This window comes from Herbaspirillum frisingense (assembly GCF_047325095.1).
GTDB lineage: Bacteria > Pseudomonadota > Gammaproteobacteria > Burkholderiales > Burkholderiaceae_D > Herbaspirillum > Herbaspirillum frisingense.
Genome location: NZ_CP168558.1, coordinates 5056352 through 5068105, shown reverse-complemented (window position 1 = coordinate 5068105; position 11754 = coordinate 5056352). Strand labels below are relative to the sequence as shown.

Here is an 11754-nt window from a genome sequence, read left to right as displayed (position 1 = left end):
AACGACGACTATCACAGCGACGTTTTGAACGATCCGTTAAGAAGACAAGAACTGATGAAACTGCATATCAAGAACGGCCGTCTGATCGACCCGGCCAACGGCATCGATGCCCAGCAGGATGTGTACGTAGCCGCCGGCAAGATCGTCGGTGTCGGCCAGGCTCCGGCCGACTTTGTGGCCAACAAGACCATCGACGCCACCGGACTGGTGGTGACCCCCGGCCTGGTGGACCTGTCGGCGCGCCTGCGCGAGCCTGGCTATGAATACAAGGCCACGCTCGAATCCGAGATGCAGGCCGCCATCCAGGGCGGTGTGACCAGCCTGATCTGCCCACCGGATACCGATCCCGTGCTGGACGAGCCGGGTCTTGTGGAAATGCTGAAGCACCGCGCCCGTTCGCTGAACCAGGCGCACGTCTATCCGCTGGGTGCGCTGACCGCCGGCCTGAAGGGCAAGGCCCTGACAGAAATGGCCGAGCTGACCGAGGCGGGTTGCATCGGCTTTTCGCAGGCCGAGGAACCGATCACCGATACCACCGTGTTGCTGTCGGCGCTGCAATATGCCAAGACCTTCAACTACACCGTCTGGCTGCGCCCGCAGGACCCACACCTGGGCCGCTCGGGCATTGCCCACAGCGGGCCGGCGGCGTCGCGCCTGGGCCTGTCGGGCGTGCCTGTGATGTCCGAGACCATCGCCCTGTACACGCTGTTCGAACTCATGCGCGCGACGGGCGCGCGGGTTCACCTGTGTCGCATGTCCTCGGCCGCCGGTCTTGAACTGGTGCGCCAGGCCAAGAGCGAAGGCCTGCCGGTGACCTGCGACGTGGGCGTGCACCACATCCATCTGTGTGACCTGGATATCGGCTTCTTCGATTCCAATGCTCGCATGACCCCGCCGCTGCGCTCGCAACGCGACCGCGAAGCGATCCGCACCGCACTGCTCGATGGCACCATCGACGCCGTCTGCTCCGACCATACCCCGGTGGATGACGACGAGAAGCTGCTGCCCTTCGGCGAAGCCTCGCCGGGCGCAACCGGTCTGGAACTGTTGCTGTCGCTGTCCCTGAAGTGGGCGCTGGAGACCGAAGGCGAGGGCAAGGAAGTGCTGTCCAAGGCGATCTCCAAGGTGACCCATCGTGCCGCCAAGGTGGCGGGCCTGAAGGCGGGCAACCTGGCCGTTGGCAACGTGGCCGACCTCTGCCTGTTCGATCCCAACACCATGTGGAAGGTACACGGCAGCGCGCTGGCCAGCCAGGGCAAGCACACGCCTTTCCTGGGCTATGAGCTGCCTGGCGTGGTCAAGGCCACCATCGTCTCGGGGCATATTGCCTTCGAGCGCTGATCCGACCTGCATCGTTTCTACAGCCGACCAAGAGCCGACCGAGCCATGTTCGTTTTCCGTTTGCTGCGCCTGATCGCGCATCTGTTCAAGGGCATGGCGGTGTGCGCCTTTCTGTTCCCGTTGACCGGCAAGAAGGGCCAGGAGGCGCATATCCGGCGCTGGTCGCGCAAGCTGCTGCGCATCTGCGGCATCAGCGTCGAAATCGACAGCCCCTTGCCGCTGCAGCGTTCGCTGCTGGTGTCCAACCACGTGAGCTGGCTGGATATCTTCGTGGTCAATTCGCTGCAGCCCTGCCGCTTCGTGGCCAAGTCCGAGATCCGTGGCTGGCCGCTGATCGGCTGGTTGTGTGCCAAGACGGGCACCATCTTCATTTCGCGTGGCAAGGCCAGCGATGTGCGTCGCATTTTCAAGGGACTGGTGGAAAGCATCGAGAAGGATGAGCACGTGGCCTTCTTCCCGGAAGGCACCACGGCGGCCCAGGGTACGTTGCTACCCTTCCACGCCAACCTGTTCGAAGCCGCCATCGATGCCCGGGCGCCGGTGCAGCCGTATGCGCTGCGCTACGTGGATGCGGCCGGCAATTTGCATGGGGCGGCCGATTTCATTGGCGACATGTCCATTGCCGAGAGTATCCTGACCATCCTCAAGGCCCGGGGCATGCGTGCGCAGTTGAAGCAATTGCCCATCATCAACACTGAAGGCGCCCACCGGCGCGACCTGGCGCGTAGCGCGCGCGAGGTGATCGCGACCGGCCTGGGGTATTCGCTGGAATCGCTCAGCCCGGCTGGCGCGCCTGCGGACACTGCACCTGGAACAGCGCCCGATCCTCAAGTCGCACCGCACTGAGCTTGCCACCCCAGACGCAGCCGGTATCGAGCGCAATCAGATTGGGGCGCATCACCAGTCCTAGTGTCGACCAGTGGCCGAAGACCACGCTTACCTCTTCGGTACGACGGCCCGGCACCTCGAACCAGGGCATCAGCCCTTCCGGTGCGGCGGCCGCACCTTCCTTCACCGCAAAATCCATCGTCCCGTCCGCCTGGCAGAAGCGTAGCCGGGTGAAGGCGTTGATGATGCAGCGCAGCCGGTCGTAGCCGGCCAGGTCGTCGCTCCAGCGCGCAGGCTGGTTACCGTACATGTGGCGCAGGAAGTCGATCCATTGCTCGCTTTGCAGCATGGCCTCGACTTCGGCGGCCAGCGACAGCGCCTGTTCCAGGTTCCATTGCGGCAGTACACCGGCGTGTACGATCAGGTGACCCTGCTCGTGGATGGCCAGCGGACGATGGCGCAGCCAGTCGATCAGTTCGTCGCGGTCAGGCGCTGCCAGGATCTCGTCCAAGGTGTCATCCCGGTGGGCCGGACGGATGCCGCAAGCCACCGCCAGCAGGTGCAGGTCGTGGTTGCCCAGGACAGCCCTGGCGCGGTTGCCCATTTGCATCACGGTGCGCAGGGTTTGAAGGGATTGGGGGCCGCGATTGATCAGGTCGCCGGCGAAGATGACCTGTCCCGCGGGATCATCGATCTCTTTGAATAATGCCGAAAGCATTGAATTACAGCCTTGAAGGTCGCCGATAACGTAGTAGCGGTACAAGCTTGATGATTCATCGTTTATTTGCATTTAAGAAACTTTCTTGGATTCCGACCGGGAGTGTCGGCGTATCAAGGTAGAGCGATTGGCATTTGGACGATGCATAGGGGGTCATATGCCGAGATTTTTTGTTGCATTAACGGGAATTTATCTCTGTTTTTTCTGGCCGCTGGAGAGGATTTTCCATGTCGATGACATTCGAGATTTAAGCTCATTTTAGCTTTCTGTGTTGCCTTTTCAGGCAAATGTGCGGCCATATGAAACGATTGAACAGTTATTCTCTCCAAGGTAAAATCCCGCCTTTACTTTTGGCACTCGCAACTGGGCACCATGCTGATTCCTGTAATTCTTTCCGGAGGTGCTGGTAGCCGTCTTTGGCCAATCTCCCGCGAGGGGCACCCCAAGCCCTTTATGAAGCTGGCAGACGGCGAAAGCCTGTTGCTGAAGACCTATCGTCGCGCCGCCGCAGTGGCTGGTTCCGCTGGTGAGATCCTCACCGTGACCAATCGCGACTACTATTTCATGAGCAAGGATGAGCTGGCGCTGGCCAAGCTGCCGCAGCGTGGTAGCTTCCTGCTCGAGCCGATGGGACGCAATACTGCTCCCGCGGTCCTGCTGGCTGCACATCATGTGGCCACCCGTTTCGGGCGTGACGCCCTGATGCTGGTCCTGCCGGCCGACCATCTGATCGATCAGCAAGCTCGCTTTGCCGAGGCAGTGACAGCCGCCTCGGCGCTGGCACGAACCGGCAAACTGGTGACCTTTGGAATCGTCCCCAGCGCCCCGGAGACCGGTTTTGGATACATCGAATCCGGAGCCGAGCTCGTCGGTGGCAGGCAGGTCCGACGCTTCGTCGAGAAGCCTGACCTGGATACGGCACGAGGCTACCTGGACGCCGGTAATTTCTACTGGAACTCGGGCATGTTCTGCTTCTCCGCAGGCAGCATTCTCGACGAAATGGCCAAGCACGCGCCCGATGTGGCAGCCGCCGCTGAGGTTTGCTGGAAGAGCATTGGCGCTCCCGATGGTTCGATGCTGGAGATCGCCGCCGAGTCTTTTGCCGCGGTGCCGGATATCTCCATCGACTATGCCGTGATGGAACGTTCCAGCGAAGTGGCCGTTGTGCCAGCCGACATGGGGTGGAGCGACATCGGCTCCTGGGCCGCCATGCGTGAATTGACCCGGCCTGACGACAGCGACAACCGTGCATTGTCGGGCGATGCCATTTTCGTGGACAGCAGCAATGTCTATGTTCATGGCGATGGTCGCGTAGTGGCCGCGGTTGGCGTCCAGAATTTGATGATCGTGGATAGTCCAGATGCCCTGCTCGTGGTTCACCCCGACAAGGCGCAAGACGTAAAGAAGGTGGTCGCCCAGCTCAAGAAGACCGATCATGATGCCTACAAGCTGCATCGTACCGTTACTCGTCCCTGGGGAACCTACACCGTGCTCGAAGAGGGACCGCAGTTCAAGATCAAGCGCATCGAGGTCAAGCCCGGCGCGAGCCTGAGTCTGCAGATGCACCATCACCGTAGCGAACACTGGATCGTGGTCAGCGGGATGGCCAAGGTCGTGAATGGTGATCGGGAGATTTTCGTCAGCACCAACGAATCCACCTACATCCCTGCGGGCCACAAGCATCGCCTCGAAAATCCCGGGGTGCTGGATCTGGTACTGATCGAGGTTCAAAGCGGCGCATATCTGGGAGAGGACGATATTGTCCGCTTTCAGGACATCTATGGGCGCGCGTGATGCAGGGCGTGCTGCGAGGTCTGTGGGGCTACCGGGGGTTCATCCTTGGCAGCGTAAAACGCGAGTTCCAGTCCAAGTACCGTAACTCCCTGCTGGGTGCGGCGTGGACCGTGCTCAATCCGCTCTCCATGATCGTCGTCTATACGGTGATCTTTGCCCAGGTCATGCACATGCGCCTGCCCGGGGTGAGCAACAGTTTTGCCTACAGCATCCATCTTTGTGCTGGCGTGCTGACCTGGAATCTCTTTGCGGAGATCACCAGCAGGGCGCAAAACACGTTCATCGAAAACGCCAACCTGCTCAAGAAGCTGAGTTTTCCCCGCCTGTGCCTGCCAGTGATCGTGGTAGCCAATGCGTTGGTGAATTTTGTCATCGTCTTCGGGCTTTTCACGATTTTCCTGCTCATCACCGGCAACTTCCCCGGCTTGCCCTATCTGGCAGTCATTCCCGTGCTCGTTCTCCTTGTGCTGTTTGCCATTGGCCTGGGGATCACGCTGGGGGTGCTCAATGTATTCTTCCGTGACGTCGGTCAGTTTTTCAATATCGCCTTGAGCTTCTGGTTCTGGCTGACGCCGATTGTCTATTCCATCGGCATCCTGCCGCCGCGGGTCCAGACGCTGATCCGCTTCAATCCGATGACTTTGGTGATCGAGGCTTTTCAGGTGATCCTGGTGCAAAAACTCTGGCCGAACTGGTTCAGCCTGTGGCCTGTGGTGGTACTGGCCATCTTGCTGTGCCTAGTGGGATTCAACCTGTTCCGCAAGCATTCCGGCGAAATGATGGATGAACTCTGATGGGCACAATCACCGTTACCAATCTCGGCAAGGCCTACAAGCAATATCCCTCGCGCTGGTCGCGCTTGCTGGAATGGATGGATCCGCGCGGCAAGGCGCATCACCAGCAGCACTGGGTGCTGCAGGATCTGAATTTCAGCGTCAAGGCCGGTGAGGCGCTGGGCATCATCGGTATCAACGGGGCAGGCAAGAGCACCCTGCTGAAGATGGTGGTGGGAACGCTTCAGCCGACCACGGGCAAAGTGGAAATGCAAGGCCGCGTAGCGGCATTGCTTGAGCTGGGAATGGGTTTCCATCCTGATTTCACTGGCCGGCAGAACGTCTTCATGGCAGCCCAGTTGCTGGGCATGAGCGCCGAGGAAGTATCCGGACTGATGCCCGGGATCGAGGCCTTTGCCGAAATCGGCGAATATATCGACCACCCGGTACGGGTGTATTCCAGCGGCATGCAGGTGCGTCTGGCATTTGCCGTGGCAACGGCGCGCCGGCCGGATATCCTGATCGTGGATGAAGCCCTGTCGGTCGGTGACACCTATTTCCAGCACAAGAGCTTCGATCGCATTCGCGAGTTTCGCAAGCAGGGTACGACCTTGCTGATCGTCTCGCATGACAAGGCCTCCATCCAGTCCATCTGTGACCGTGCAATTCTGCTCAACGCCGGAAAACTTGTGATGGAGGGGCAGCCCGAAGCAGTGATGGATTACTACAATGCCCTGCTTGCCGAGCATCAGGGACAGTCGATCCGTCAGGAAGTTTTGCCCAATGGCAAATTGCAGACAATATCCGGTACCGGTGAAGCGGAGATAGCGCATATCGCTTTCTTCAACCAGGACGGACAGGCCATCGAAATCCTCAACGTGGGCGAATCGGTGACCCTGCGAGTGGATGTCAAGGTGAACGCGCCGATTGATCAGCTGGTGCTGGGATACGGCATCCGCGATCGTCTCGGTCAGACCGTCTACGGTACCAATACTGCCTTGCAGGGCGCTTCCCTGAAGGACGTCCCGGCTGGCAGCAATATCCGGTTCGAAATGCAGTTCCCTGCCAACATCGGCGCGGGTAGCTATTCCATCCAGACGGCATTGACCAGTTCCGAAACCCATCTCAAGAACAATTTCGAATGGCGCGAACTGGCACTCATCTTTGAAGTGATCAATGCGGACAAGCCGCACTTTTCAGGAGTGGCCTGGCTCAACCCTGATATTTCGATCAACCACCTGGCATGAGCCTTATCGTTAGAACGCAAGCCGCAGAGGTGATTCGATGAACTTAATCGCGCGTGCCATCAATTACGTGTTGTCCACCATCGATCTGGCCGTGGTCCGTCGCAGTACCCTGGATAACCTGGCCGCTCGCGCAGGCGCGTCCGTCGGTTCGGCGGAATTGCAGCGGCAGGTCATCGATGCAGGTGTGCAGGAGTGTGTGCGCCTGGTGTCGGAAAGGCTGGATTCCAGGCAGGCCGAGCTTTCCGAATGGCATCGCGAGCAGATTCGCTGCCAGATCGCGCAGAAATGGAGCGTGCTGGACGGCCTGCGTCGCCGCACCGGCGAGTTTGCGGCGCAGATGTCCTGCCCGTTGTGCGGTCACGAAGCTGCATCATCGAGCTTCGCGCAACTGCGTTCGCACTGCATCTTCGGCGGCGGTGACCTGGTACGCCGCCAATGCCCGGCGTGCGATGTTGTCTTTGGCCCCGACAAGATGCTGGAACTGACCGAGGCTGAACTGTCCCAGGATTACGAATGGCACTATCGCGTCTTTTCCGAAGGTGATTCGACCGACCAGGAATTGCGCGCCTTCCATCTGCTCAATCCATCCAAGGACGGGGTCTATCTCAATTACGGCGCCGGCGGATGGTCGCGCAGCGTGCAACAGCTGCGCGCGGAAGGCTGGAATGTACTGGCCTTCGAGCCGCACAGTTCCGCGGCTGCGCCAGTGGATTACCTGATTCGCAGTCACGCCGATCTCCAGTCCATGCGCTTCGACGGCATTTTTTCGAACAACGTCCTGGAACATCTGCGTCATCCGGTCCGCGAAATGGCACAGATGACCGCCCTGCTCAAGGAGGGTGGTCGTATGGCGCACGCCACGCCGTGTTTCGATTACCGCTACGAGTTCACCAGGTTCCATCTGTTTTTCTATCAGGGCAGATCGCAGCAGATTCTGGCCGACAAGGCTGGCTTGAAGATCGATGATTTCATCGTGGACGGGGAATTCATGTGCTGCGTCACCTCCCGTGGCGATGCGCCGGAATCGTCCGGAAAAGCTAACAGGCAAACAACATGAATTTCATTTCCTACGCGCAGAACTTCGAAGACGTCATTCTCAGGCGGGTACTCAATGATGTCGAGCAGGGTTTCTACATCGATGTCGGCGCCGCATGGCCGGACGAGGATTCGGTAACCAAGGCCTTCTACGATGCGGGCTGGTCCGGGATCAACATCGAGCCCAATCCGGTGTTCCACGCCATGCTTGAGCAGCAGCGCTCCCGCGACACCAATCTGCGCATCGCCATAGGTGACCATGCCGACAAGATCGACATGTACTTTATCGCGGGTACGGGCCTGTCATCCGGTGATGCATCTGTGGTCGAGATGCATGCCCAATCCGGTTACCAATCGGAGAAGCAGGTGGTGGAGATGGATACCTTGGCATCGGTATGGGCCAAGCATGTCCCACCCGGCCAGGAAGTGCATTTCCTGAAGGTGGACGTGGAAGGCCTGGAGCTTCAGGTCCTGCGCGGCCACGACTGGAAAAACCGGCGACCCTGGATCGTGCTGGTCGAGGCCACCTTGCCGATGAGTCGTGTCGAGGCGCACGAGGGGTGGGAGCCAGTGCTGTTGGAGGCGGGCTACCAGTTCGCCTATGCCGATGGCTTGAACCGTTTCTACGTCGCTTCGGAAAGAGGCTCACTGCGAGAGGGGTTCAAATATCCCCCCAACGTGTTTGACCGCTTCACCCGCATCTCCGAGAAGGCTGCGGTTGATGAAGTGCGTGCCCTGAAGGCGCAAATCGAGCGCCTGGATGCGAAGAATCAGAAGTCCGCCGCGAGAATCCAGCGTCTGGAGGTCAGGACGCAACAGGCAGAAGCTGACGTAAGCAGGCTTTCGTACGAGCTGCATGTCATCTACGGCAGTTCATCCTGGAAGATCACCCGCCCGTTCCGCTGGACCCTCGCACTGCTGCGCCGGATCGCGGCGCGCCTGCGCGGTCGGGCTGCACTGCAGATCATCGACAAGTCGGCCTCCGCTGACCTTGCTGCCGATGAGAATGCGCTGTCGCCTCGCGCCAAGCAGATTTACACCACCATGCACATCGCCGCTGACTCTAACAAGGAAAAAGACAATGCGTATCGTCGTTGATATGCAAGGGGCGCAAAGCCCGGGTTCACGCAATCGCGGCATTGGGCGCTATTCGATGGCGATTGCCAAATCGATCGTCCGCAACCGCGCCGAACACGAGATATTGCTTGTGCTCAATGGCCGCTATGCCGACACCATCGAGCCTATTCGCGAGGCATTCAAGGATTTGTTGCCGGCCGAGAATATTCGGGTCTGGCATTCCATTGAAGCTGTTGCGCATGGTGATCAGGGAAGTGTTCAACGACGTCATGGCGCCGAGCTGGTGTTCGAGGCTTTTCTCGAGACATTGCAACCGGACTTCGTCTATATCACCAGTCTCTTCGAGGGGCAGGACAGCGATACCGTGACAAGTATCGGCCAACTGGGCGATCGTTTCCCGGTAGCCGTAACCTTGTATGACCTGATTCCCTATATCTATCCCTCGATCTATCTCCAGCATCCGAACGCGGAAGCCTGGTATCAGGACAAGGTCGAGCATCTCAAGCGTGCAGCGGTCTGCCTGAGCATCTCGGAATCATCGCGGCAGGAAGGCTTGCAACACCTGTCGCTGCGCCCGGATGGCGTGGTCAATATTTCTACGGATGCCGACGAATGGTTCCATCCGGTGGAGGTGTCGGCATCGCGCAGGCAGGCGCTGGCGCAAGAGTATGGTCTGGATCGTCCTTTCGTCCTTTACACCGGTGGGATTGACCATCGCAAGAACGTCGAGGGTCTGATTCGGGCTTATGCGAAGTTGCCTCCACAATTGCGCCAGCAATACCAGTTGGCGATTGTCTGTTCGATCCAGCCGGCCGCTCGCAAAATGCTTGAGGCATTGATGCACGAGCACGGACTCGAGCAAAAGGATGTAGTGCTCACGGGCTTCGTGTCTGATGAGGATCTGCGCGACTTCTATAACCTGTGCAGCCTGTTCGTCTTCCCTTCCTGGCACGAGGGCTTCGGCCTGCCAGCGCTGGAAGCGATGCGTTGCGGCGCGCCCGTCATCGCGGCCAACACCTCCAGCCTGCCGGAAGTGATCGGATGGGATGATGCCCTGTTCAATCCACGGGACGACGGGGAAATTGCGGCATTGATGCGCAAGAGCCTGGAAGATGAGGCGTTCCGAGATGCATTGAAGCAGCACGGCAAGCAGCAGGCCGGCAAATTTTCCTGGGATGAGAGCGGTCTTCGCGCCATTCGCGCGATGGAGACAGCGCGCTTGCAGCGCGTTGCCCTGCAGCGGCCTGCAGAGGCCTCCATTCACCGCCGAAAGCTGGCATATGTGTCACCGCTGGCACCGCAACGCTCCGGTATCTCGGATTACAGCGGTGAGCTGCTGCCGTCACTGTCGAAGTTCTATGACATCGACGTCGTCGTGGCCCAGGCGGAGGTCACCGACCCATGGGTTGTTGCCAACTGCAAGATCAGAAGCCCCGAATGGCTGGTGAACAACGCCGAGGACTACGAACGGGTCATCTATCATTTTGGGAATTCCGAGTTCCACCAACACATGTTCGATCTATTGAAGGTCGTTCCTGGTGTCGTGGTGCTGCATGATTTCTTCCTCTCTGGAATCATGGCGCACATGGACCTCAATGGCAGTGTTCCAGGAGCCTTTTCGAGGGCTCTCTATGCGTCCCATGGATACGCCGCTCTTCACCATCGTCATCGTGCACGCGATATCTCCGAGGTTATCTGGGAATATCCCTGCAGCCGTGATGTCGCGCAGGACGCCCTGGGTATGATCGTTCATTCCGCCAGCTCGGTGCGACTTGCCAGGCAATGGTATTCGGATGACCAGTCCGGCTGGACCGTGGTCCCACAGATGCGGGATGCTCAGCAGAAGTGGAGTCGCGAGGACGCGCGCAAGGCGTTGGGCTTCAGCGATGATGATTTCCTGGTCTGCTCCTTCGGCATGCTCGGCCCGACCCGGCTGAATCGTCGTCTACTGGATGCCTGGCTTGAATCGGCCCTGGTCAACGACAAGAAATGTCATCTGGTGTTCGTGGGCGAAAATCATGGTGGTGATTATGGTCACGCCCTGACCACGCTTATCTCCGAACGAGCCGTCGGCAGCAACGTCCGGATCACCGGATGGGCTGACACGGCTACCTTCAATCAATACCTGGCTGCCGCTGATGTCGGTGCCCAGTTACGTACGCTGTCCCGCGGCGAGAGCTCGCGCACAGTGCTCGATTGCATGGCCTATGGCAAGCCGGTCATCGTCAACGCCAACGGCAGCATGGCTGACCTCAACCCGGACGCGGTCTGGATGATGCCCGATCAGTTCGAAGATCAGGATTTGGTGGATGCTCTGGAAGCTTTGCGTGGTGACGAGGTTCGCCGCGCGCGGATGGGAACCTTGGCGCGCGACGTGATTCTGACGCAGCATGATCCGTCAAGCTGCGCCATGCAATACCGCGATGCCATTGAAAGTTTCTACGAGATTGCCCTCCGCCATCCCGCTTTCCTGGCGCGGACGATCGTGAGCCAGATGGGGATCACAGCTCCCGACGCCCAGATCAAGTCGGCCGTTGCAATTGCCCGCAATTTCGCGCCCGCCAACCGGCGCAGGCAACTGTTGGTCGATGTCAGCACCCTGCGTGGGAATGTCGATGCACAAGCGTCGGCTGCGGCCTGCACCATCCTCAAGTCCTGGCTGGAGCAGGCGCCGGCGGGTTATCGTGTAGAACCAATCTACCTGAATGACGAGGGCCAGTACCGGTACGCTCGCGATTTCGTGGCCCAATTGCTGGGCTATTCCGACGCTGCCTTGCGGGACGAACCGATCGATTACTGGCGCGGTGACGTGCTCCTGCAACCCGGTCTTGCCAGCGACAGCGGCGAGGCCGATGAGGATATTGCTGCCAGCGGAGTGGCTATACATGCGTTCAGCAGTTGGGAACGTGCCTTGTCTGATGCGCGCATCACGAAGGAATAG

Annotated in this window: 9 protein-coding genes; 8 read left to right on the top strand and 1 reads right to left on the bottom strand. The window is 59.4% G+C overall.

Annotated features, from left to right (window positions below):
• The first annotated feature begins 54 nt into the window (after positions 1–54).
• Both ACEOAC_RS23050 and ACEOAC_RS23045 read left to right on the top strand, forming a co-directional pair.
• On the top strand, positions 55–1341 hold the full coding sequence (locus ACEOAC_RS23050) for a dihydroorotase (RefSeq protein ID WP_006463700.1): 1287 nt from the start codon (positions 55–57) through the stop codon (positions 1339–1341).
• A 45-nt stretch (positions 1342–1386) separates the two neighbouring features.
• Complete coding sequence (locus ACEOAC_RS23045) at positions 1387–2187, top strand: lysophospholipid acyltransferase family protein (protein WP_077235714.1); 801 nt, start codon at positions 1387–1389, stop codon at positions 2185–2187.
• On the opposite strand, the gene ACEOAC_RS23040 is transcribed toward ACEOAC_RS23045, so the two are convergent.
• On the bottom strand, positions 2117–2959 hold the full coding sequence (locus ACEOAC_RS23040) for a symmetrical bis(5'-nucleosyl)-tetraphosphatase (RefSeq protein ID WP_413443269.1): 843 nt from the start codon (positions 2957–2959) through the stop codon (positions 2117–2119). The two genes, ACEOAC_RS23045 and ACEOAC_RS23040, sit on opposite strands and share 71 nt — an antisense overlap.
• A gap of 300 nt (positions 2960–3259) precedes the next feature.
• On the opposite strand from ACEOAC_RS23040, the gene ACEOAC_RS23035 reads away from it, so the two are divergent.
• The 6 genes from ACEOAC_RS23035 to ACEOAC_RS23010 are packed head-to-tail and all read left to right on the top strand — an operon-like array spanning position 3260 to position 11754.
• The gene (locus ACEOAC_RS23035; RefSeq protein WP_413443268.1) at positions 3260–4681 is read left to right on the top strand and encodes a mannose-1-phosphate guanylyltransferase/mannose-6-phosphate isomerase; all 1422 of its coding nucleotides are present in this window, start codon (positions 3260–3262) and stop codon (positions 4679–4681) included.
• Positions 4681–5475 (top strand): ABC transporter permease, encoded by a 795-nt coding sequence (locus ACEOAC_RS23030; protein WP_413443267.1) that lies wholly within the window; start codon positions 4681–4683, stop codon positions 5473–5475. Before ACEOAC_RS23035 ends, ACEOAC_RS23030 begins: the two co-directional genes overlap by 1 nt.
• A complete protein-coding gene (locus ACEOAC_RS23025) occupies positions 5475–6701 on the top strand; it encodes an ABC transporter ATP-binding protein (protein ID WP_413443266.1) in 1227 nt (408 codons plus the stop codon). The genes ACEOAC_RS23030 and ACEOAC_RS23025 overlap by 1 nt, the downstream gene beginning before the upstream one ends.
• A 37-nt stretch (positions 6702–6738) precedes the next feature.
• Positions 6739–7758, top strand: a complete 1020-nt coding sequence (locus ACEOAC_RS23020; RefSeq protein ID WP_413443265.1) for a class I SAM-dependent methyltransferase — start codon at positions 6739–6741, stop codon at positions 7756–7758.
• Positions 7755–8834, top strand: coding sequence for an FkbM family methyltransferase (locus ACEOAC_RS23015; RefSeq protein WP_413443264.1), 1080 nt, complete (start codon positions 7755–7757; stop codon positions 8832–8834). The genes ACEOAC_RS23020 and ACEOAC_RS23015 overlap by 4 nt, the downstream gene beginning before the upstream one ends.
• Positions 8818–11754 (top strand): glycosyltransferase, encoded by a 2937-nt coding sequence (locus ACEOAC_RS23010; protein WP_413443263.1) that lies wholly within the window; start codon positions 8818–8820, stop codon positions 11752–11754. The genes ACEOAC_RS23015 and ACEOAC_RS23010 overlap by 17 nt, the downstream gene beginning before the upstream one ends.

What these genes read in the sequence shown, in the direction of transcription:
- ACEOAC_RS23025 (WP_413443266.1), top strand. Translation starts at nt 5,475, where the DNA reads ATGGGCACAATCACCGTTACCAATCTCGGCAAGGCCTACAAGCAATAT.
- ACEOAC_RS23035 (WP_413443268.1), top strand. Translation starts at nt 3,260, where the DNA reads ATGCTGATTCCTGTAATTCTTTCCGGAGGTGCTGGTAGCCGTCTTTGG.
- ACEOAC_RS23015 (WP_413443264.1), top strand. Translation starts at nt 7,755, where the DNA reads ATGAATTTCATTTCCTACGCGCAGAACTTCGAAGACGTCATTCTCAGG.
- ACEOAC_RS23040 (WP_413443269.1), bottom strand. Translation starts at nt 2,959, where the DNA reads ATGCAAATAAACGATGAATCATCAAGCTTGTACCGCTACTACGTTATC.
- ACEOAC_RS23010 (WP_413443263.1), top strand. Translation starts at nt 8,818, where the DNA reads ATGCGTATCGTCGTTGATATGCAAGGGGCGCAAAGCCCGGGTTCACGC.
- ACEOAC_RS23045 (WP_077235714.1), top strand. Translation starts at nt 1,387, where the DNA reads ATGTTCGTTTTCCGTTTGCTGCGCCTGATCGCGCATCTGTTCAAGGGC.
- ACEOAC_RS23030 (WP_413443267.1), top strand. Translation starts at nt 4,681, where the DNA reads ATGCAGGGCGTGCTGCGAGGTCTGTGGGGCTACCGGGGGTTCATCCTT.
- ACEOAC_RS23020 (WP_413443265.1), top strand. Translation starts at nt 6,739, where the DNA reads ATGAACTTAATCGCGCGTGCCATCAATTACGTGTTGTCCACCATCGAT.
- ACEOAC_RS23050 (WP_006463700.1), top strand. Translation starts at nt 55, where the DNA reads ATGAAACTGCATATCAAGAACGGCCGTCTGATCGACCCGGCCAACGGC.